Annotated in this window: 20 protein-coding genes; 9 read left to right on the forward strand and 11 right to left on the reverse strand. The window is 36.2% G+C overall.

Annotation, left to right across the window (positions count from 1 at the left end; genetic code table 11):
• The first annotated feature begins 3 nt into the window (after nt 1–3).
• Both FW778_RS11350 and FW778_RS11355 read left to right on the forward strand, forming a co-directional pair.
• A complete protein-coding gene (locus FW778_RS11350; protein ID WP_150414822.1) occupies nt 4–1,275 on the forward strand; it encodes a T9SS type A sorting domain-containing protein in 1,272 nt (423 codons plus the stop codon).
• 123 nt (nt 1,276–1,398) lie between these two features.
• Nucleotides 1,399–2,181 carry a hypothetical protein gene (locus FW778_RS11355; protein WP_150414823.1) on the forward strand — a complete coding sequence of 261 codons (783 nt, stop codon included), beginning with the start codon at nt 1,399–1,401 and terminating at the stop codon, nt 2,179–2,181.
• Nucleotides 2,182–2,193: 12 nt separating this feature from the next.
• Here the strand turns inward: FW778_RS11355 and FW778_RS11360 are convergent, their stop codons facing one another.
• The 6 genes from FW778_RS11360 to FW778_RS11385 form a co-directional block, all read right to left on the reverse strand.
• Nucleotides 2,194–3,738: a hypothetical protein gene (locus FW778_RS11360; protein ID WP_202552192.1), complete on the reverse strand. Its 1,545-nt coding sequence runs from the start codon at nt 3,736–3,738 to the stop codon at nt 2,194–2,196.
• 75 nt (nt 3,739–3,813) lie between these two features.
• Nucleotides 3,814–6,327, reverse strand: coding sequence for a heavy metal translocating P-type ATPase (locus FW778_RS11365; RefSeq protein ID WP_150414824.1), 2,514 nt, complete (start codon nt 6,325–6,327; stop codon nt 3,814–3,816).
• Nucleotides 6,328–6,405: 78 nt separating this feature from the next.
• Nucleotides 6,406–6,924, reverse strand: a complete 519-nt coding sequence (locus FW778_RS11370) for a helix-turn-helix domain-containing protein (RefSeq protein ID WP_235906223.1) — start codon at nt 6,922–6,924, stop codon at nt 6,406–6,408.
• A 139-nt stretch (nt 6,925–7,063) separates the two neighbouring features.
• A complete protein-coding gene (locus tag FW778_RS11375; RefSeq protein ID WP_150414826.1) occupies nt 7,064–8,611 on the reverse strand; it encodes an Rne/Rng family ribonuclease in 1,548 nt (515 codons plus the stop codon).
• A 274-nt stretch (nt 8,612–8,885) separates the two neighbouring features.
• Entirely contained in the window at nt 8,886–9,737 is an 852-nt protein-coding gene (locus FW778_RS11380) for a tetratricopeptide repeat protein (protein WP_150414827.1), read from the reverse strand.
• Between the two features lie 44 nt (nt 9,738–9,781).
• Nucleotides 9,782–10,081 (reverse strand): HU family DNA-binding protein, encoded by a 300-nt coding sequence (locus FW778_RS11385; protein ID WP_150414828.1) that lies wholly within the window; start codon nt 10,079–10,081, stop codon nt 9,782–9,784.
• A gap of 167 nt (nt 10,082–10,248) precedes the next feature.
• On the opposite strand from FW778_RS11385, the gene mutY reads away from it, so the two are divergent.
• The 6 genes from mutY to blaOXA all read left to right on the forward strand — a co-directional run bounded on the left by mutY (nt 10,249) and on the right by blaOXA (nt 15,368).
• Nucleotides 10,249–11,304, forward strand: coding sequence for an A/G-specific adenine glycosylase (gene mutY, locus FW778_RS11390; protein ID WP_150414829.1), 1,056 nt, complete (start codon nt 10,249–10,251; stop codon nt 11,302–11,304).
• Between the two features lie 56 nt (nt 11,305–11,360).
• A complete protein-coding gene (locus FW778_RS11395; RefSeq protein ID WP_150414830.1) occupies nt 11,361–11,789 on the forward strand; it encodes a single-stranded DNA-binding protein in 429 nt (142 codons plus the stop codon).
• 49 nt (nt 11,790–11,838) lie between these two features.
• Nucleotides 11,839–13,182, forward strand: a complete 1,344-nt coding sequence (gene gldE, locus FW778_RS11400; RefSeq protein WP_150414831.1) for a gliding motility-associated protein GldE — start codon at nt 11,839–11,841, stop codon at nt 13,180–13,182.
• On the forward strand, nt 13,166–13,837 hold the full coding sequence (gene gldD / locus FW778_RS11405; protein ID WP_235906224.1) for a gliding motility lipoprotein GldD: 672 nt from the start codon (nt 13,166–13,168) through the stop codon (nt 13,835–13,837). Before gldE ends, gldD begins: the two co-directional genes overlap by 17 nt.
• Nucleotides 13,838–13,938: 101 nt before the next feature.
• Nucleotides 13,939–14,520, forward strand: coding sequence for a DUF3109 family protein (locus FW778_RS11410; RefSeq protein WP_150414832.1), 582 nt, complete (start codon nt 13,939–13,941; stop codon nt 14,518–14,520).
• Nucleotides 14,521–14,555: 35 nt separating this feature from the next.
• Entirely contained in the window at nt 14,556–15,368 is an 813-nt protein-coding gene (gene blaOXA, locus FW778_RS11415; protein WP_150414833.1) for a class D beta-lactamase, read from the forward strand.
• A 5-nt stretch (nt 15,369–15,373) separates the two neighbouring features.
• On the opposite strand, the gene FW778_RS11420 is transcribed toward blaOXA, so the two are convergent.
• From FW778_RS11420 to FW778_RS11430, 3 genes are all read right to left on the reverse strand, one after another.
• Nucleotides 15,374–16,024, reverse strand: coding sequence for a tetratricopeptide repeat protein (locus tag FW778_RS11420; RefSeq protein WP_150414834.1), 651 nt, complete (start codon nt 16,022–16,024; stop codon nt 15,374–15,376).
• Between the two features lie 300 nt (nt 16,025–16,324).
• Nucleotides 16,325–19,096, reverse strand: coding sequence for a discoidin domain-containing protein (locus FW778_RS11425; protein ID WP_150414835.1), 2,772 nt, complete (start codon nt 19,094–19,096; stop codon nt 16,325–16,327).
• Nucleotides 19,097–19,421: 325 nt separating this feature from the next.
• Nucleotides 19,422–20,234: a sulfite exporter TauE/SafE family protein gene (locus FW778_RS11430; RefSeq protein WP_150414836.1), complete on the reverse strand. Its 813-nt coding sequence runs from the start codon at nt 20,232–20,234 to the stop codon at nt 19,422–19,424.
• Between the two features lie 102 nt (nt 20,235–20,336).
• Between FW778_RS11430 and FW778_RS11435 the strand changes: the two genes are divergently transcribed.
• Nucleotides 20,337–20,789, forward strand: coding sequence for a nuclear transport factor 2 family protein (locus FW778_RS11435; protein ID WP_150414837.1), 453 nt, complete (start codon nt 20,337–20,339; stop codon nt 20,787–20,789).
• A gap of 26 nt (nt 20,790–20,815) precedes the next feature.
• Here FW778_RS11435 and FW778_RS11440 read toward each other — a convergent pair whose 3' ends face one another.
• Together FW778_RS11440 and FW778_RS11445 are read right to left on the reverse strand one after the other, a co-directional pair.
• Entirely contained in the window at nt 20,816–21,055 is a 240-nt protein-coding gene (locus tag FW778_RS11440) for a hypothetical protein (protein WP_150414838.1), read from the reverse strand.
• A gap of 178 nt (nt 21,056–21,233) precedes the next feature.
• Nucleotides 21,234–21,728: a hypothetical protein gene (locus FW778_RS11445; RefSeq protein ID WP_150414839.1), complete on the reverse strand. Its 495-nt coding sequence runs from the start codon at nt 21,726–21,728 to the stop codon at nt 21,234–21,236.
• Nucleotides 21,729–21,952 lie beyond the last annotated feature (224 nt).

Here is a 21,952-nt window from a genome sequence, read left to right on the forward strand (position 1 = left end):
TTTATGAAAAATTTTATACTGCTGCTGCTTTGCACTTGTGTAAGCATTGTTTCATTATCACAAAATGTTGTTCAGGGTGAATATTTTATTGACACCGATTTAGGCTTTGGAAATAATACACGGGTCAACTTTACACCTTCCCCGGATAATAGTTTTCCCGTTAACATAGATGTCAGCAGCTATCAGCCAGGTTATCACAAATTATATTTCCGTACAAAAGATAGCGATGGCAAATGGAGCATTACTTCAAGAAGGAATATCGAAATTCCTACATCAGATGCGAAAACTTCAATTGCAAATGGCGAATATTTTATTGATGCTGATCCGGGTTTTGGTTTGGGAACACCTATAATAATCACCTCGCCGGATTCAATTATACTTCAAAATTTTTCTGCTGTTACAACAGGTTTACCGGAAGGCTACCACAAATTATATGGGCGCTTTAAAGATAATTTAGGAAAGTGGAGCCTTACGTTAAGGCGGAATATAGAAGTGTATAAAAGCGATACCAACAAAGTTCTGAACGGAGAATATTTTTTCAAGACAGACGAGGGCTTTGGCAGTTGTGATGCTGTATCATTTGCTGCACCTGCTGCAGATGGATCATTTATAATTAATATTGGCCGTAATACTATCCCCTTAGGTGCAGATACATTATTTATAAGAGTGCGTGATGATATAGAAAACCGGTGGTCGCTTACGCATATCCTGAATAACGTTAATGCTGCATTACCACTTACATTGCTGAACCTAACTGCTACAAGACAAGATAACATTGCACAGATAAACTGGCAAACTACTAATGAAATAAACACTTCTTATTTTATTATACAAAGGAGCATAGACAAAGTAACTTTTGCACCAGTCGGAAAAGTAAATTCAACCAGCAACCCTCGCTTGCAAAATAATTATTCGTATCCTGATAATATAGCAAATTTAAAAGAGGGCAAAGTGTTTTATTGCCTGCAAATGGTGGACAATGACGGGCAGGTTACTTACAGTAAAATAGTTTACATAACTATAGATGCAAATGGTTTGCAAATCAACGTTCACCCAAATCCTGCGCATAATTATTTCATCATTAAAAACTATAGCCAGGCAGGTATTAATGCAACTTTGCTCGTAAGAGATATGTCAGGGCGGACACTCATTAACCAAAAATTCAGCAATGCATCGGAGCAAAGAATAAATATTTCGCAGTTATCCAAAGGCATGTATATCATCAATATTGTTACTAACGGCAACATGCAAACGCAAAAATTAATGGTGGAATAATTTATTATGAAATAAAAAATAAGTGAAGTGCTTCAAAAAATAAATGCGGATTGATAAAAAGTTTTGTCATAAATAGATTTTGACCCATCAAATTTTCTTAAACATTTTAAAACATACAAAATCATGAACGAACAACAAAGCAATGAATCGTCTCCAAAACCAGTGATTACCGGGAATATAGATGGAGCGCAACAAATTTCAATACCTGTAACAAACGCTTCTGGTGCTCAATCGCAGGCGGGGACCAATGTTTATATTGATGAGGTAAAATCATTCTTTTCAAAAAGTCTTTTACAAATTATTAAAAACATATTCTCCCAGCCTATAAAAGGAACACTCGGCATATTTACTAATTCAGGTGGCGAGGCATACCAGCAAGGGCTTATATTAATTGTAACCACTACAATATTTTACATCCTGGTGCCATACATTGTGGCAGGAAGCGAAATACGCTCTGCAATTGGCTTTGGTGCATTTTTTAAAATGGGGCTTAGTGCGGGTCTCATACTGGTGATCATATCGGTTCTCACATTTGTTGTAAAAGCAGTTTCAGGAAAACCAGATTTAAAAAAAGAATTACTTACCGGCGGAATTTGTGGTATTCCGTTAATGTTGATATTGTTAACTATAGCATTTTTTATGATGTTTAATAAAGATAGCATGAGCCTTTTAAATCCTGAATCACTTATACAACAGGGAGTAGTTTCCGGTATTATCTTATTATACCTGCTCCTCATGCTATTTAATATAGTTCAGCAATCTTTTAAAGCGTCAGGTACTAACGATGCACTTAGCTGGTACCTATCACCGTTAGTTATATGTATAGGATTTTATATTGGCTTTAAAATCGCGTCGTCTTTATTTATGCCATCAATGGGAGGTTATGGAAATGGCTTTGGTTATTAAAGATGTTTGCATTTACATACCATGCATTTTCATAAGTGCCGGAAAAATTTTCAGGTAAATTTCAAATGCCATGGGATTTTTTCCGTAAAGAGAATTTAACCTGCTATCGGCATTATAATATGTAAACTGGCTACCAGCAGAAATATTGGTTTGGCCAATATGAAGTAGATTATAATTAACGCCAAGTGTCAATGCATTCACGGGGAACAGTGCATCCGGGCCATAAACGTTTTCACCAAGAGATAATTCTTCAACAGATTTTTCTACGTACTCATATTTTGAATAAACGGCGAAGTTTTTTATTTTCCATGAAGCTTCCAGCAAAAAACTATTTTCACCACTGTGGCCTTTTATTTTATTTAAACCATAAACAGATGAAACATTAATCCATCCATCATTTTTTAATGGCAAACTATAAATTGCAGAAGCTGTTGTTCTATTAATATTTTCATCAGGGTGTAATTCTTCAGGGCTTTTTATAAAACCGCGAGAAACCTGCAGCGCCCAATTCTTAGAAGGATTGTACGATAATCTTCCACTATATGAATCGAACCTTGGCTTATCGAAATCGTAACGCCTATCGTTAGGCTCTCGTCCTGTAAATAAGGAGCCGTCAAGTTTTACATTACCAACTCTTACACCTAATGTTGCTACGCCAAAAGTAATGTGTGTAGCATCGCTCCAATGATGAGAAAGCGGAGCATCCGGATTATATAAAGCAGAAGGACGATGCATAAACGCAACGGGGCCTAATGCCGGCTCGCCGGGATAACCAACGTAAACAAATGCATCAGCTTTTTTCGAAAACGTATGAGAATAACTTACTGATAATTCTGAAAAAAGATCATGGGGATGTTGCCGGTCCATCAATGCTTTTCCCTTATATGTCTCTCCTGATTGAAATAATAACGGGTACCCGTACCCGCCAACAAGTAAAGGATCTAAAGAAAACATACTACTGAAATGAAAGAGGTTTTTTTCGCCAACTTTTCGTTGCCCCATAAACATAAACCAACTTGGGGCATCAAATTTATCGCCGCCTCTTGAACCTTTATGAGAAAAATCCTGGTTATTGTATCGAATAAAAAGGTTACCATGCAACATGTACATCCATTTGGCGGAATGAAACATATAGCCACTCATTGGGGATGCGTCCGGCAGCCAGCCGGTTCCTGAGCCATGCCGTTCCATAGGAAGATTTAACGAAAATGCATCACTCATATTATGCATGTTCATTGAATTACCAGATGATCCTTCTTTCTGCATGTCCATGTTCATATCATCCATATTATGGTGTGATGGTTTTGTTGTATCCATCTTCATGTTCATCATGTCCATCCCTTTCATATCATTACTCATCTTCATAGTATCATTTCCTTTATGCATATGCATCATCGCATGGTTCATTGCCCTGGCCGTATCTTTTTTTATTTCTTTTGAAGCAGGCATGGTATCCTTTTTCATGTTCATTCCTTTCATATCCATTTGGGCAAATGATGTGTTTGTGAGGCTTACCATTATAATAGCAGTAAAAATTATTTTTAATCTCATTCTCATTTCCTGAGTTTATTTATTTTTCAATTATATCTTTTTGACTTAATAATCCTATCAATCTTCAAACCAAGATTATACTTATAACTTTAATTTTCTAAGCCTGAGTGAATTTAATATTACTGATACTGAACTAAAACTCATAGCTACCGCGGCAATCATCGGCGATAACAAAATGCCAAAAAAGGGATACAAAATGCCTGCCGCTACAGGTACTCCCAAAGTATTATAAATAAAAGCAAACAATAAATTCTGATGAATATTTTTCATCACTCCTTTACTTAATTTTTTAGCTTTTACAATGCCGTGAAGATCTCCTTTAACCAAAGTAATTTCGGCGCTTTCAATAGCCGCATCAGAACCGGTACCCATTGCTATACCAATATCCGCCTGTGCCAATGCAGGAGAATCATTAATGCCATCCCCAGCCATTGCCACCTTTTTACCCGCATCCTGTAATCTTTTTATTTCTTTCATTTTATCTCCAGGCAAAACTTCAGCTTTGAAACCGGTTAAGCGTAATTCATCAGCAACTGCTTTGGCAGTTTGCTTATTATCGCCGGTAAGCATAAAAACGCTTATACCTTCTTCCAGCAAAATTGAAATGGCTTTTTTACTTGTATCTTTTATTTTGTCAGTGATGGTTACATAGCCTATTGCTGCTTCATCAATGGAAATATACGATACGGTTTTACCGGATTTTTGTTCTTCGCTTACTTTTTCTTCAAGCTGTTCAGGAATTACTGAATGAATTTCTTTCATTAATTTTTTATTGCCTGATGCTACTCTTTTACCATCGATAGTGCCCATTACACCTTTGCCTGCAATGGCTTTAAACTCTTTAACGTTAGAGAAAGATATGTTCTTGGCCTTGCCATATTTGACGATGGCGCCAGCTAAAGGATGCTCACTATATTTATTGAGCGAAGCAATTTTTTGCAACGCATTTTCGGCACTATATTCACCAACAGTGATTAGCTTTTCTACCGAAGGTTTTCCTTCAGTAATTGTTCCTGTTTTGTCAATTATTAACGTATCTATTTTATTCATCTTTTCAAGTGCTTCCGCATTTTTTATCAAAACACCTGACTGTGCCCCTTTTCCAACACCAACCATAACCGACATTGGTGTTGCTAAGCCTAACGCACACGGACAAGCGATAATTAAAACCGCAATTGAGTTTACAAATGCGTAAGTATATTTTGGTTCAGGACCATAAATTACCCATGCAATAAAAGTGATTACAGAAACCGCAACAACAACGGGCACAAAATACCGAGATATTTTATCGGTTAAATTTTGGATAGGCGCCTTAGAGCGGCTTGCGTCATTTACCATTTTAATAATGTGCGATAATAATGTTTCAGCACCAACTTTTTCCGCCACCATTATAAATGAACCCGATGTATTGATAGTCCCGGAAGTAATTTCATCATTCACATTTTTATCTACGGGAATAGGTTCCCCCGTAATCATCGATTCATCAATGCTGCTCTCTCCTTCAATTACTTTTCCATCAACAGGAATTTTTTCTCCGGGCTTTACACGAAGTTTATCGCCTTCTTTTATATCATCAATGGGAATAATTTTTTCTTCTCCGTTAATTATTAAGGTTGCTTCAGAAGGAACGAGTTTTAATAATTCCCTTATAGCACCGTTTGTACGGGTATGTGCTTTCGCTTCTAAAAGCTGGCCTAATAAAACCAAAGTAATGATAACGGTTGCCGCTTCAAAATAAACGAACACACTTCCATTCATCGTTTTAAATTGAGCAGGAAAAATACCGGGAAACAACATGGCAATAACGCTGAATAAAAAAGCAACACCTGTACCGGTACCAATGAGCGTAAACATGTTCAGGTTCCATGTTATAACGGAGCGCCATGCACGCTGAAAGAACATCCAGCCTGCGTAAGATATAACAGGAATGGCCAATGCAAACTGTACCCAATTCCATTTTTCCTGGCTCATTATCTTCATAAGAGGATTGTTGGAAACCATGTCGGACATGGCAATAATTAACACGGGAAAAGTAAATAACGCCGAAATCTTAAACTTCTTCAAAAGATCTTTGTATGTTTTATTTTCATCATCGTCCGCAGGTTCCTTAGGTACTAAATCCATTCCGCAAATGGGGCAGGAACCGGGTGCATTCCTGATAATTTCAGGGTGCATAGGACAGGTATATTGTTTCTTTCTTACAGAAACAGTATGCTCTTTTTCGAGGTTCATTCCACAAACAGGACAACTACCAGGCTTATCATAAGTCTTACTGCCTTCACAATGCATGGGACAATAATATATGCCGTCGCCATGATTGTGAATATGGTTTACAGCAAGAGGTTTAATTTTATTTTGCGTGTGTTGGTTACCGTTAGCTGAGCTATTTTTTTCTTCCAATTGGTATTTCGGGTAGTCTTTTAAAGCCGACTTTAATGCCGCCGTTGGAATATGTGTTTTCATCTCAATTATGGCTTCGCCACCGGGCAAATCAACCGAAACTTTCTCTACTCCATCGACTGCTGATAATAATTGCTGAACTTTTGCCTGGCAGCCGGAACAGCTCATTCCTGTAACGCTATATTTATGTGTCATTATTATTTATTGTTGACACAAAGTTAGATTAACTGAAAAGTGTTACTGTTACGGAATTTTGTAATACAATTATAACATTTACAGGTCTTCTAAACCTCTTCTTTTGATTTGTTTTAAAGATTTATAAAAACTAGGTGTAAGGCCTGTTTGTTTTTTGAATTGGTTTGATAAATAAGCTACACTGCTATATCCCAGGCGATCAGCGATTTCGGAAAGCGAAAGTTCATCATATTTTAAAAGTTCTTTCACCTTTTCAATTTTTTGGGCAATAAAATATTTTTCAATGGTTGTTCCTTCCACTTCAGAAAAAAGATTGCTTAAATAATTATAATCGTGATGAAGCTTTCTGCTGATATATTCTGAAAATGTAGTATTTATTTGTTCCTCGGAATAATGTACTAAATCAACAATGCTATTTTTTACTTTCTCTATGAGCCTGCTTTTTTTATCGTCAATTAATTCAAACCCGAATGATTGTAAAATTATATTGAGCTGATTTTTGTTTTCATCGTTTAGGTCCTCTTCAACTTCAACTTCTCCTAATTCTATATTTTTTGGATGAAGACCAAACTTAATAAGCTCATCTTTTACAACCATTTTGCAACGGCTGCATACCATATTTTTAATGTATAGCATCATCTATGCAAGATAATACACATTCCATTTTTTATGCCGGGAAAATATGTAAGCTAAGTCTACAGAAACTTTACTCGTTTTTGATTATTGGATTTAAGTCTTACAGCTTTATCTCCTCATCACTTTTGTCGTAAAAATGAAACTCAGTAAGATGATAATTACTATTAGATTTTATAGTAATCTGTTGCTTGTATTTCCATCTCCATCTCAAGCGTATGGAAGGAAAGCCTTTGGTAAGGTAAGCATGTAATATAGGATGCACTTCTATGGAAAGCCCGGTATGCTTTTGCATAATAAGATAGCTGAGATTCTTTTCAATCTCATCTTCTAATATAAGTGTGGAAGAAATTTTGCCAGTTCCATCGCAACTTGGGCATACTTCAGAAGTATTGATGTTCATCTCCGGCTTCATACGCTGCCGGGTTATTTGCATCAGACCAAATTTGCTGATAGGTAACACTGCATGCTTTGCCCTGTCGGCACGCATAAAAACTTCCATTTGATCAGCAAGTCTTTTCTTATTCTCCATCAACTTCATATCTATGAAGTCAACCACTATAATACCTCCAATATCACGAAGCCTTAATTGCCTTGCAATTTCAGCAGCCGCTTCAAGGTTTGTCTCAAAAGCATTTTGTTCCTGATTATTACTTACACTTTTATAACCGCTGTTTACATCAATTACATGAAGCGCTTCTGTATGTTCAATTATAAGATAGGCGCCGCTTGGAAGGTTTACCGTTTTTCCAAAAGCTGCTTTTACCTGTCGTGTTATTCCATAACTGTCAAACACAGGTGAACCATTATTGTGAAAAGAAAGTATTTCAGTTTTTTCAGGCGCTATCCTTTGTAAATATGTTTTTGTATCGTTGAAAATATTTTTATCATTCACAACAATTTTATTAAAATCTTCATTTAGTAAATCACGAAGTATGCTGTTTGTCTTTCCTTCTTCACTCATAATTTTACAGGGAGCAACTGCACCACTTAAGTTTTTTTGAATATTTTTCCAGGTAGTTATTAACGATATTAAATCTTCATGCAATTCTGACGTATGTTTCCCCTCAGCGGCTGTACGAACAATTACCCCAAAATTTTTAGGTTTAAACGCTTCTATTATTTTTTGTAGCCGTTTTCTTTCCTCAGATGAATGAATTTTACGTGATACTGCAATAATATCATTGAAGGGTGTAAGCACAACAAATCTTCCTGGCAGGGACAACTCACAGCTAAGGCGAGGCCCTTTAGCCGCAATAGGTTCTTTTAATATTTGTACAAGAATATGTGGCTTGCCATTTAGTACTTCAGAAATTTTGCCCGTCTTTATAATTTCCGGTTCTACACTAAATGAAGGAAAATCAAAGCCGGGTTCAGCTTTGTCATTAATAGCCATTCTTGTAAATTTCAGAATGGACCGAACATAAGGGCTAAGATCGGTATAATGGAGAAAGGCATCTTTTTCAAACCCGACATCAACAAAAGCGGCATTAAGGCCCGGGATTAATTTTTTTACTTTACCTAAATACAAATCACCCACTGCAAAACTTGCGTTTGCATTTTCATTGTGCAATTCTACAAGCTTCTTATCCTCAAGTAAGGCTATTTCTACTGCCTGTGGGGCAGCATTTATAATAAGTTCCTTATTCAACTCAAAATCTTTTAATTAATTTCTTAATTACACAGAGGGGGTATCAGGCAAAATCCGGGACGCAGGCCGGTGCGCAAAGTAAATGTACAGTTTTACTTCTTCTTATGACGATTTTTTCTTAAACGCTTTTTACGCTTATGAGTTGCGATTTTATGACGTTTTCTCTTTTTACCACAAGGCATAACTGAGTATTTTTAAATAATTTATAAATAAAGACAAATTAAAAGCACGTTGTTTTTAAACTGTCAACGTTGCAATATTGTATGCCCTACAATTAAGGACCTGTATTTAATGCTTTAATTCTTTCATCCACCTCTCTGCTAAATGCAGGATTGTTTACCAGTCGTTTACTTTGCTCGTACCACTTAACTGCATTTTTTTTATCACCTTCTCCTGCATAAGCATCTGCAAGCCACGATACAGCTTCAAGATTATTTGGGTCGAATGCCACAACTTTGTTAAGCCTTTCAACTGCTTTATCAAATTGACGGGAAATAACTGCCCCGATTCCTAAAACCATTTGAGCCTGCATGTTATTGGAATCTTTGTGAACTACTTCCAGTAACTGCTGTATACCTCTCATCGTCTGTTGTGGATCCCCAATCATCCCCTGGCCATAAACATAGCAGCTTCCGAGACCAACTTTTAAATCAGCATTTTCGGGATCAAGCTTTAAAGCCCTTTCAAATAGAGACGCAGCGGTCTCTGCTTCCCACGATTTCAGTGCCACACTGTCTTCCCTCCTCATGTTCTCTAAAATCAAACGGGCAGCAAAGGTGAGGTTTTTTTCCGAATTATCCAACTTGGCTGCTTCACTTAAGTAATAAGCGTATGGAGGAAATAATTTAACTGAATCTTTCCAGAAATCAGCGAGCTGGTATAATTGATTTTGAGACTGATTTTTTACGTCTCCCCTGCTGATACTATTTTCAATTTTAGAAATATGGATAAGTTGGGTCGGGGTTAATTGTTGCTTCTCTTTTGCAATAAATGCAGAGATATCAAAAACCGGTAAGGTTTGTTCTGGCTGCGGAAGATTAGGTTTAGTTGTAGTAGTTTTTCCGAAAAGAAAAAGTACCAACAAAAATGCCAGGCCTGCTGATGCAAGAATAATTCTTTTAATCAATGTAAATAAAGAGGAGATTTTTTTGTCCCCGCACAAAGGTACAATTATTGTGGATTGCGTTTTTGGTTACGCGCCTTTATCTCCTGTACAAATTCTTTTGCCGGCTTAAAGGCAGGAATATAATGTTCCGGTATCTCTACAGCAACATTTTTTTTAATATTCCTGCCGATTTTTGCAGCTCTCTTTTTGGTAATAAAACTGCCAAACCCTCTTATGTAAATATTCTCACCCTGGGCCAGCGATTCTTTTACTTCTTTAAATAAGGTTTCCAATGTTACCAAAACATCTACCTTGGGAATCCCCGTTTTTTCTGAAATTTGATTAATGATATCAGCTTTTCTCATTTTTGTTACGTTGAATTGGGTTAATGATTTAAATTCCAAACAAAAAAAAATTTTACCATAGGTTAGCACAAATGAATATATTTCTTTTAAAATCCATTTCGAATAATATTAAAGAAGCATCTTTATATGAATTATTCATTATAAATTCTTTACGCATTTAATATTTAATGAAAAATAAGAAATTTTTTTTTGAAATTTTAATAAAATGGAATAGAAATGAAAATAAAAGAGAAATGCCGTGGAAGGGGGAAAAAGATCCTTATAAAATTTGGATAAGTGAAATTATCCTGCAACAAACACGCGTACAACAAGGCTTAAATTATTATAACCGTTTTATTAAAAAATGGCCTACTGTTAACGATCTTGCAAATGCACCTGAACAAGAAATCTATAAACTATGGGAAGGATTAGGGTATTACAGTCGTTGTAGAAATTTAATTACCTCCGCCAAATATATTACCGATACGTTGAACGGGAAATTTCCTGAAAAATACGCAGACATTTTATCACTTAAAGGAATCGGGGATTATACCGCTGCAGCCATAGCGTCTTTTGCTTTTAACCAGCCGTATGCCGTGGTGGACGGAAATGTTTTTAGAGTGTTGGCGAGGGTTTTCGGAATAGAAACACCCGTGGATTCCACGGAAGGAAAAAAACTATTTAAAGAGCTGGCAAACGAACTGCTTGACAAAAACAATCCTGCAGAATATAACCAGGCTATTATGGACTTTGGAGCTGTTATTTGTAAGCCGGCCGTACCGCTTTGTGCCGAATGCCCATTCCACGAAAGATGTATCGCCTATCAAAAGAGAACTGTGGAAGTTTTACCGGTAAAAGAAAAAAAAATCAAGCAACGAACCCGCTTCTTTAATTACCTGTTGGTTGAGCAGGACGGCAACATTTACATAAACCAAAGAACTGATAAAGATATCTGGCAAAATTTATACGAGTTTATCCTGGTGGAAACCGGGAGTCTTGTTGCCGAGAAAGAATTTTTGCACTCTTCAGCCTTCACATCCTTACTTGGAAAGAATAATTTTAAGGTCAATAGAATCTCAAAAATATATATTCAAAAACTTACGCATCAAACTATTAACGGGAGGTTTATCCACATCAAAATAAAAAATTCAAAAGCCAACTTAAAAAAATACAAATTGATTCCCGTTAGGGATCTTAAAAACCTTGCTTTTCCCAAATTTATCGCATCATATTTGCAAGATTAAAATGTATCTTTAAATTTGTTTTCATTAAATCGTTAACTGAAGAAAATAAGATTTTTATGAGAGGAGTAAACAGAGTTGTGCTAATTGGCAACCTGGGAAAAGACCCTGAAATACAATACCTGGAGGGCAATATTCCTGTGGCAAAATTTCCATTGGCAACAACAGAAAATTATAAAGACAAGACAGGAAAATTAATTTCTCAAACTGAATGGCACAATGTTGTATTGTGGCGGGGCCTTGCAGAGCTTGCTCAAAAATACCTTCATAAAAGCAGCCTTGTTTATATTGAAGGACGCTTAAAAACGAGGCATTGGGAAGACCGGGATCATAATAAAAAAGTGGCCACTGAAATAATAGCAGATAACCTGATCATGCTGGATAAAAGGGCAGAAAGCGGACAACCGGGAGTAGAGGGAAGTCATGAGAATATACCGCCAAATGAAATACCACCAATTGAGGAGGGCTCCGAAAAGCTCCCTTTTTAAAAGGATGAATTTATATTCTCATCCGCATCTTTAATTAAAATTATTTATTTTGGATTATCATTCGTCTATTCCTTACTGTTATGCTTCGCTTAATTTTCTTGTAATAACTCCTGCTGCAACAACCATACTTTTTTTTATCGTTATCATTCTTTTTTTATTATCATTTTTAGTTGCCGGTTCTGAAGTAGCTTTTTTTTCGCTTACGGTAAAGGACATAAATATGCTCAAAACACGACAACAGCCATCATATAAAAGAATAGTGACGCTCTTGGAAAACCCGAAGACATTGCTTGCTTCAATGCTAATTGCAAACAGCCTGGTAAATATTGGAATTATACTAATATTAAATACATTAATGAACACCTGGATTGACAGCCTGCACCTCCAGTTTATACTTGAGTTTATAATTAAAGTGATCGTGGTAACTGCACTCCTGGTTATGTTTTGTGAAGTGCTGCCAAAGGTATGGGCAACACATCACAAAATATGGTTTGCTGCTACGTCTTCGCTGATTATAGAAATATTTCACAGCATTTTTTTTCGCGTAAGCGGACGCCTTGTAAAACTCAGCGATTCAATTGAAAAAGGCTTTCACCCAGGTTCTTCCCGCATGGATGATAAACAATTAGATTATGCTATTGATTTACTTCCTGAGCATGAAGCATCAAGAGAAGAAAAGCAAATTTTAAAAGGAATCAGGAAATTTGGTAATACAACGGTAAAGCAAACGATGCGTACACGGTTAGACGTTAGTGGTATAGAATACGACACCTCTTTCCACGATGTAAAAAATAAAGTGGAGGAAATGCATTACTCCCGCTTACCTGTTTATAAAAACAATCTTGATGAAATTGCAGGTATCCTGCACACTAAAGATTTATTACCACACCTTGATGAAGAAATATATGACTGGCATTCCCTGATGAGGCCCGTGTTTTATGTTCATGAACAAAAACTAATTGAAGATCTTTTACAGGATTTTAGAAATAAACGCATTCACTTTGCAGTGGTTGTGGATGAGTTTGGCGGCACATCTGGTATTGTAACCCTTGAAGATGTGATGGAAGAAATTATAGGCGATATACAAGATGAATTTGACGACGAACAAAGCGCTAATAAAAAATTAGATGACTATAACTATATATTTGAAGGGAAAACAATGATTAATGATGTGTGTAAAGCACTTCATATTCCCATAGATACTTTCGATAAAATCCGTGGAGACAGCGATTCTCTTGCAGGCCTTGTACTTGAAATTGCCGGCGAGTTTCCACAAATAAATGAAAATATTGTTGCAGGCGATTTTACATTTATACCCCTTGCAATAAATAAAAACCGTATTGAAAAAGTGAAACTCACATTGAAAAAAAATGAAAATGAACAAACTGCCTGATGTGAACAACAATCTCTCAATACCATCAATTTTATTTCTTCTCTCGTTCTTATTTTTTATTAGTTGTAATTCAACTTACACTTCGAAAAAACAGGGTTATTACAAAATCGATTTCCCCAAAAGGGAATATGTAAAATTTGATAAACAAGGGTTTCCCTATTCTTTCGAATACCCTGCTTATGCAGTAATAGAACAGGATTCAGATTATTCAAATCAAAAAGGAAATGATCCTTATTCAATAAATGTTGATTTCCCTGCTTTAAATGGAAAAATTTACATTACTTATAAAGTTATAGGCGAAACATCTGTTTACCAGGTAAAGAATGCGGGCGGAGGTTACAGGGATTCTATTGGCAAAAATATATTTCAAAACCTGGTTAATGACTGCTATAATCTTACTTATAAAAATGACGTGAAAGCCAATTCAATAGAAGATAGCATAATGCATACGCCTAATAACATTACCGGCATTTTTTTCCGTCTTTCCGGAAGCGTGGCTACGGCAAAACAATTTTTTTTAAGCGACACAACCCATAATTTTTTAAGAGGTGCTTTGTATTTTGATGCTACTCCTAATGAAGATTCCCTTCGACCCGTAAATGATTTTTTACAGGAAGATATGAAGCACATTATTAATACACTTCAATGGAAATAATTTGATTGTTGCATTGTTTGAATTGCCAAGAATCTAAACTAAATAACAATTAAACAATTTATCAATTGAACAATAACCCTTCCACATAGTATCTTTGCCGAATGATAAGTATTGACAATGTTTTAATAAGTGACCAGGTCGTTGAAGAACAATTTGTATGCGATCTTATTAAATGCAAAGGTGGATGCTGTGTAGATGGAGATGCAGGTGCGCCTCTTGAAAATAATGAACTGGAAGAACTAAATGCTGCTTACAAATTTGTTGCGCCTTATCTCACAAAAGAGTCTTTAAAAGAAGTTGAAAGGCAAGGTAAATACACCTTCGACAAAGAATTTGGCTGGGTGACTCCTACTATAAATTCCGGTATGTGTGTTTACGGAATTGTGGATGCTAAGGGCATTGTGAAATGCGGTATAGAGCAGGCTTATAACGATGGGAAAATAAGTTGGAAAAAACCAATTAGCTGTCACCTCTTTCCTTTAAGAATAAAAAAAAGCAAAAAAAATAAAACAGACCTGGTTAACTACGAGCCGCGTGAAGATCTCTGTCAGGCCGCATGCAGCCTGGGTAAAAAATTAAAAGTTCCTGTTTACATTTTTCTTAAAGATGCATTAATAAGAAAATATGGAAATGATTTTTATGAAGCTTTGTGCGCAACAGCAGAGCATTATGTAACTAAATAATAATTATAAAATCGACCAATCCTGATTTCTCATTTATGAAAAAAACTTTCCTGTTTTTATCCGTTACACTTCTTACTATTATTTCTTCCTGCTCAGTTAATAAAGCCAAAATAGACAATGATTTGAAAAAATATTTTGACTCTTCACATGTTGATGGATGCTTTTCTTTATTAGATAATGCATCTGGTGAAATAACGATTTATAACATGAAGCTAGATACGCAGAGGGCTTTACCAGCATCAACATTTAAAATTGTGAATTCTCTTATTGGGCTTGAAACTGGTAAAATTACAGATGAAAAAATGGTGATAAAATGGGATGGAATAAAAAGATGGAATGATGACTGGAATAAAGATCTTACAATGGAAGAAGCATTTAAAGTTTCAGCGGTTCCCTATTACCAGGAAGTTGCCCGAAGAATAGGAAGAGATACTATGCAACGTTGGATTGATTCGCTGCATTATGGGAATATGAATATTAGCGGACCGATAGATTCTTTTTGGCTAAATAATACTTTAAAAATTTCGCCTGACGAACAGCTTGGACTTGTTTACCAATTATATTTCGATAAACTTCCATTTACCAAACGTTCCCAACAAATTGTACGTGATGTAATGCTGCAGGAAAATGATACGCTTTATAAATTAAGCTATAAGACGGGTTGGGGATTTGATGAAAAAAATAATGCAATCGGCTGGGTGGTTGGCTGGATAGAAGAAAACCGGCATGTTTACTTTTTTGTAACACAGGTAAAATCTCCAGACCGAAACATCGATATGCCGACAGTGAGGATGAAAATCTTTAAAGGAATATTAAGTGAACTGGGATTTTTTAAAGGAGAAAAATAATGGCATTACCCCGGCATTCTCGAAATATATTTTTCCATTTGCTTCACCTGGTCAACAATTTGAGGCGTTGTCGGTTTTAAAGCCTTAACCTTTCTAAAATATTCTTTGGCAGCACGAAATTCACGTTTATTGATCATGATGGAAGAAAGCTGTAAATAAGCAGCAGCCTCATTTTCCTTATCAGGAAGCCCTGAGCGAATTGCCTGGCGAATGTAATTTTCTGCTTCGCGGATATTACCTTTTTGCATAGCCAGCATTCCCAACTGTAACTTGTTGGCACCTTCAGCTTCCTTCATAGGCATACCGAGACTTAAACTTTTTTTCATGTGTGCTTCGGCATTTTCGTAGTCCTCATTTACCATAGCAAGGTTGCCCTTTAAGGTAAAGTAAACAGAACGTACCGGCTTAATAAGTAAACCTGGAAACCATATGGAATCAATAACTTTTTGTGCACCTGCCATATCTCCACTCTCCATGTATCCTTGAATTAATCGCATAGGTCCGAAAAGAAAATGACCAACAATTAAAACCAATGCAATTAAATATAAAATAAAAGACGGCCAGAAACCTGTAAGAACATTGACGACAATAGCAAGCGCAAGAAAAAAAATCCCCAACGGCAATCTATATTTTATTATTACATTCAAAAACTTCATAAATATTATTTTTAATTATCTTCTTATATATTTAAATATTAATTTTTTGTAGGGGTGTATCAAACGGATTTAATGCATGGCAAAAACTGCATCTTTAAGGATAAGTAAATACTTTTTTAAAAGCAGGCAAATATAGTATTAATTCAATTTACAAAAAGCCTAACAGCCCTTCGCAAAAACATAACAGGAAAAAAGTCTTCGTTTTTTTCCAGAAATATTTAGTATAAAATTTTTAATAGTTGCTCTACATTAAAATATTTTTTTAAATACCAAGATAAAAGTGAATTGGGCAATGTATACTTAATGGTTGATGGTAAACGTAAAATTCGGTTTAAGGATAAAATTGACACCGGCACCAAGAGTTAAACTTCTTACATTGGGACTTGAATTTACTATTACCTTTCCGGCATTTATTATTACATCTGTATTTGCATCCGGTAATTTTCCACAGCTCCAGTTAGCGGGATTTTCCCATGAACTATCAACATTGCCAGTCCATGTATTTGAAAATTTAAGAACAACTGACTTGCAATGTCCACTATCAACGAGGCAACGATATTTATAACCATACCATTTAGACGGTACACTATCTAATACAAGATTAGAACTATTTATGCCATTGTAATTTATGGTATCTGTAATGTCTGCAAATCCGCTACCTGTATTTACCTGCCATTTATAAGATGAGCCTGATAGATCAGAAGTGATTACCGTACTCCCTCCCGGGCAAACTTCTCCAGCGGTAGTTGGGCATGCCAAAGTGGAAAATTGCGTTGCAGATGAATAATTTCCTGTATCAGCTACATCACAAATAGCTTGAACCCTGAACGAATAAACCGAGTCGCAAAATAACCCGGAAAGATTAATGAAATTAGTATCTGCCTGCAAAGTCATCCAGCTCGAATCGCCTATCGTTTTATATTGAACATTAAATTTATTAGCGCCATTGCCATCCCAATGCAGCGTTGCTATGTTGCTATAAATATCCGAAACTGCCAGGTTAGACGGAATAGCACATGGAACCCGATGTAACTGACCATACACCTGAAATTCCCATATTGAATAACCGTAACTAGTTCCGCTTGCAATTCCGTACACTCTTACATACCTGCCGCTTCCCTGGAGGGGTAAATAATTATCATGACTCACGTTCCCGGTTATATAATCTATTGTCGTCCAGTTCACGGCATCTCCGGAAACCTGGATTTTGAAATCTCTTGCCAACGCTGTTTCCCATTTTATTACAACCTCGCATAAATCATAAGTGGCACCAAGATCAACATAAATCCATTGTGGATCTGAGTAATTACTACCCCACCGGGTACACATGCTACTGTCACATGCCGCTGAAGCAGGCAAACCAGAAACCTGTGAAGAAGCAACAACAGGCTTATGCAAAGCAATATTCACGGAAGGACAGGTATCTGTCAATTTTCTTAAACCATAAACCATTAGTTTATTAGAAAAAGTAGCAAGGTACACTTTACCATTAGCTACGGTGGGACAATTAAATTTTGCATAGTTTCCAGGATCGTCTGTGGGAAATTGTTCAGAGTTCCACAATTCGTTTGTAACATTTGTCGCGCTAAAAGCCCTTAAAACGCCATGACGCACGACCTGATTCGCATTAGCCCCGTTTGCAGCCTGGTTTACCCATAAAATTGCTGTAGAATCTACCGACCCGTTTGATGATACTGAGGAAAAAGAACCATTCCCGCCTTGCGGACCCTGCACACAACTTATAATTGCATTTTTCACATCAAGCGTATCGGCCGTCCTGTCATAAGGAAATGCATATAAAGGAGCCTTCTCGCTCCATGAATAAACAAATTCTTTTTGTTCCCCTTTATAATAAGAAAGAGAAGAACGAAGAATCCAAACGTTGGTACCAAGCGTTATTGTTTGAGCTACATGATTAGCTGTTGAATCATATCCTCCCATATTGTTTCGATCCAATAGATAAAGATTTCCATCTTTAGACCCGGTTAAAACCCTATTGGTATTAGGAATAAGTAGCATGCCTGCAACTCCAAAATCTTTGTCGTATGCCTCCAGTGTTTTATAATTTTTGGGTGTAAAAAAAGTTTTTACCGTTAATGAGTCACCTGATGGTGTCAACTTTAATGCACTTTCAGACCGATTAACCAAATTGGAAGGATCATTATATGTTCCGACAGAACCATTTGATGTTGCTAGATAAACATTCCCCGAATCGTCGGCTGAAGGGGCCGCCCCACTCATCCATATTCCACCTTCATTGCCATTAGGCGTATCATTATATACAATTTTTTGTTGCAAAGAAGTTTTATCGTAGCCTAAAACCCATCCATGATAAGGGCCCCAGTCGCAATGGGAAGCCCATGTTATATAAACTATACCATTTAACAACAAAAGTCCCGCCCTTTGGTTTTGTTTTCGAGAATTGAAGGTGATAATTCCTCCGGAGTTGTCGGATCCGGTACCTGCCACTTGTGCTGTAATTAAAAGAGGGCTGTTAGGCCGTTCCAGGCCCGTGGTTAAATCCAACGCATGAAAGTACTGTTGAAATGTACTGTCGGGCCCGATCGTCACGCTTCTCGCAACCAAATAAATTGTATTGGTAACGGAGTCGATAACTGGGGTGCCTACAATTCCGATATTGCCACTAAAATCTTTGTAGTTACCACTACATGCGCCGGTCATATCTCCATTGTTTATTACTCTCGACCCCGATGGCGTCAAATTACTTTGCCAATAGGGAGAACTCACATTGGCAGAATCGGCATCAAATGCATACAAAGTATTATTAACGGTGGCTACTATTACAATATTTTTAGACCCCTTCCCGGATATATTTACGTTTGATACTACAAGAGGTTGGGCATAAATCTGGTCGTCCACATTACGGGAAAATATTTCACCAAAAGAATTTTTATTTACGTTCTTTTCATTTAAGACCGTTTCTTTATTATTCCATCCCGTTCTATATAAATCATTGTGCTGAGTAAGCACGGAAGTCTGGGAGTAAGCTGTAAGAACTCCTAATACAAAAATAAAATAAAAATGTAAGGGTAGGTGTTTATAAATAGTCATGGGAATCAAAGGGTAAAACTACTATAACGGCAAATATAATTCCATATTGCGACTTGTTACAATAAGTAAAAATAACTTAAGCAAAATGTGGTAAACTTTTTTGATATCGATTAAGACGATATCTGTAAAGCTTAAATCGGCTAAAACTTACAACCGGGGCGTCCAACTGAGGAAATGTTATTTAATATTACGTTTAATCTTTACTGTTATAATTTTAAATGAAAGATAACGACCTGTCATTAGTCAATATCTTATTTGAGAAAATAGCAGCGTTAATAATTTTTTTTTTGAGATAGCACCTATATTTTAAAAGGCTTTTTAAAGATTACCTGTGTAAAAAACTATACCAAAGGTCAAAAGCCCCAAAAGCAACAAGCATTACACCGAAAATTTTTTCGAGTATGTCATTCTTCATTTGTAAAGCCACCCTTGCTCCTATATAGGAAAAGGGAATTGAGCTTATCGATAACCATAAAACAATTGTCCAGTTAATATGGCCCAGGTACCAGTGAACAATTGTTCCAGGTACAGCCAGCCCCGCCGCGACCAGGAGGCTACATGCTAACGCTTGTTTAGTCGGTAATTTTAAGAATCTTATAAATAGAGGTCCAAATAAAACCCCGCCGCTATTTGCAAGAAGGCCGGATAAAAACCCAACTGAAATGGCTACTATTGAAATTTTCCAGGTAGGAACAACAATAGCTGCTACAACCGTTTCGGAAAAAGAAGAAAAGAATAAAAATGAAATTCCAAGCGCTAAAACAAATATTGCAGTTAAAATCATGAGTATACTTCCTCCAAGCCAATCGCTAAAATAAGAACCAATAATTGTTGCAGGTATGCCTATCAAAATAGAAAAGATTACTACTTTTCTATTAATTAAATTATTCTTACTGTAGGCAAAAGATGCAGATAAAGTAGTAGGAAGAGCAGCGGGCAAAGGAGATGCAAGCGCAGCAAAAGGGTTTACCTGGGCAAATATCTGTAATGCAGGTGTAGTAATGGCACTTCCTCCTTTACCCAATAAACCTGAAAGAAAGCCCACAACGGCACCGATTAATATTATTATACCGTCCTCTCTAAACCTTGCCAGCCACGAGAATAATCTTATAAGAAATATAGAATGAATTAAAAACATTATCCGAAAGCAAATATAATTAAACCAGAATAGACGAAAATTATGGTTGTATTAAATTTTATCTTTAGCGTTAATCAACTTGCATTTTTAAATAAAATATTGATGAAATGGAATATTGTGATGCCCCTTTGCCTTGTTTTCTTATTTTACAGCTGTAACAAAGCTGTGGATGACGCAAGCGCTATTAAAAAACTTCTTGAGAAAGAATCTGCAACATGGCGGTCCGGCGATGTTGCCGCGCATGCAGCTTGCTGGAAGATTGAACCCTATAGCAGAATTTTAGTCTCGACCACCGATGGAAATACTTTTGATGTACCACCCGAACAAATGGTTCATCCCTTACCAAATAGTTTAGGGAAAGGTGGTTCCTCAATTAATACTAATTACAAGATGAGCATTCATGGCGATAATGCATGGGTGAGCCATAATGAAGAATCTACGGCAAAAGACGGAAAAAAAAGTTATTCCTACGAAATAAGATTACTCGAAAAAACAGATGGACAATGGAAACTGGTAGGTCAATCAATTCATTTATATAATCCAAAATTAAAATGAATCTAGGGTATTGTTACCACAAAGAGTTAGTTTTTAAAAAGTCCATTCACAATCTGTCTTCCGAAGAAGTATCCGCAAATGGCTCCTATTAAACCTCCCGTTAAAAGCCATACATAATTGTTGTCAGCAGCAAAAAAAGCAATGCCGGCGCCAAATAATGAAAAGAAAATAATTGCTACTGCAATAACACGGTATTTTTTAATATCCTTTTTAATCTGTGGAACCGGGGGGTGTTCGGGATGTTTCTTTTTTTTAGTATGAGACATATTCTTGATAGTTCAATATTTTTTAAAATGAAAAGTAATTTAAAATTTATTGTTGGGAATAAATATAATATTATTTCGTATCCCTATATTATTGTTGATAACTATGAAGAAAGCTCAACAAAATAGTATATATCAATGTGATCCTATAACACTGAATGTTCGAGATGTACCGACACAATTACTCACAAAGATGAATGGTATTTGCTGTTTGCGTGCTAAACTGTATCTTATCTACTTTAGATGCGTTGTTATAGTACAATATTAATACGCCATAAGCGGTTTGAAAAGCATCCCACGTTACATCTTTTATTTGTGGCGTTCCTAACCATTTGAATAAACTATTTCTTGATGCCCCCAGCAAAGGAATGCTAAGTTTACCTTTAAAAGCGGGGCCTATTTCAATATAGTCACGGGTTGTATAAAAATAAATATCCTTGTCTTTATAAAAAACACCGGCGCCGCATTTGGCTGAAGTGCCTTCTTCTTCGAAGCTGGTGAAGCATGGCAGATTAAGTTTAATCTGCCCGACTGTAGAAGTCGGAAGTATAACCTGATTTACAATTCCATGCAGTATATCAATATCGAATGAAGGGCATTTTGGCGTTGTTTTTAATTGAGCCGATGCCATAACAGACAAAAGCAAGGAAGCAAGGCATACAATAATCGTTTTCATATTGATCGTTCTATTTAATGATATATTTAAAAAGGATCATCTTTATTAAGCAAAATCCTTGCTAAACTTTTATCGACATGCGAGAGTTGCTGTTTGCGCAATTGTTTGCTACTTCAAAACCCGTTTGTAAAATCGCATTTTCGGAAGCAGTTAGATTTTATAAATGTTACTATCATTAATTTCTGTCGCCTTCAATTTTGTAACAAATCTGTATTAACATTTAG

Source organism: Ginsengibacter hankyongi, assembly GCF_008710285.1.
GTDB lineage: Bacteria > Bacteroidota > Bacteroidia > Chitinophagales > Chitinophagaceae > Ginsengibacter > Ginsengibacter hankyongi.

Bases quoted from the DNA above. Each gene is read 5' to 3' on its own strand.
- FW778_RS11350 (WP_150414822.1), top strand. From the start codon at position 4: ATGAAAAATTTTATACTGCTGCTGCTTTGCACTTGTGTAAGCATTGTT.
- FW778_RS11355 (WP_150414823.1), top strand. From the start codon at position 1,399: ATGAACGAACAACAAAGCAATGAATCGTCTCCAAAACCAGTGATTACC.
- FW778_RS11360 (WP_202552192.1), bottom strand. From the start codon at position 3,738: ATGAGAATGAGATTAAAAATAATTTTTACTGCTATTATAATGGTAAGC.
- FW778_RS11365 (WP_150414824.1), bottom strand. From the start codon at position 6,327: ATGACACATAAATATAGCGTTACAGGAATGAGCTGTTCCGGCTGCCAG.
- FW778_RS11370 (WP_235906223.1), bottom strand. From the start codon at position 6,924: ATGGTTGTAAAAGATGAGCTTATTAAGTTTGGTCTTCATCCAAAAAAT.
- FW778_RS11385 (WP_150414828.1), bottom strand. From the start codon at position 10,081: ATGAGAAAAGCTGATATCATTAATCAAATTTCAGAAAAAACGGGGATT.
- mutY (WP_150414829.1), top strand. From the start codon at position 10,249: ATGAAAAATAAGAAATTTTTTTTTGAAATTTTAATAAAATGGAATAGA.
- FW778_RS11395 (WP_150414830.1), top strand. From the start codon at position 11,361: ATGAGAGGAGTAAACAGAGTTGTGCTAATTGGCAACCTGGGAAAAGAC.
- gldD (WP_235906224.1), top strand. From the start codon at position 13,166: ATGAACAAACTGCCTGATGTGAACAACAATCTCTCAATACCATCAATT.
- FW778_RS11410 (WP_150414832.1), top strand. From the start codon at position 13,939: ATGATAAGTATTGACAATGTTTTAATAAGTGACCAGGTCGTTGAAGAA.
- blaOXA (WP_150414833.1), top strand. From the start codon at position 14,556: ATGAAAAAAACTTTCCTGTTTTTATCCGTTACACTTCTTACTATTATT.
- FW778_RS11420 (WP_150414834.1), bottom strand. From the start codon at position 16,024: ATGAAGTTTTTGAATGTAATAATAAAATATAGATTGCCGTTGGGGATT.
- FW778_RS11425 (WP_150414835.1), bottom strand. From the start codon at position 19,096: ATGACTATTTATAAACACCTACCCTTACATTTTTATTTTATTTTTGTA.
- FW778_RS11430 (WP_150414836.1), bottom strand. From the start codon at position 20,234: ATGTTTTTAATTCATTCTATATTTCTTATAAGATTATTCTCGTGGCTG.
- FW778_RS11435 (WP_150414837.1), top strand. From the start codon at position 20,337: ATGAAATGGAATATTGTGATGCCCCTTTGCCTTGTTTTCTTATTTTAC.
- FW778_RS11440 (WP_150414838.1), bottom strand. From the start codon at position 21,055: ATGTCTCATACTAAAAAAAAGAAACATCCCGAACACCCCCCGGTTCCA.
- FW778_RS11445 (WP_150414839.1), bottom strand. From the start codon at position 21,728: ATGAAAACGATTATTGTATGCCTTGCTTCCTTGCTTTTGTCTGTTATG.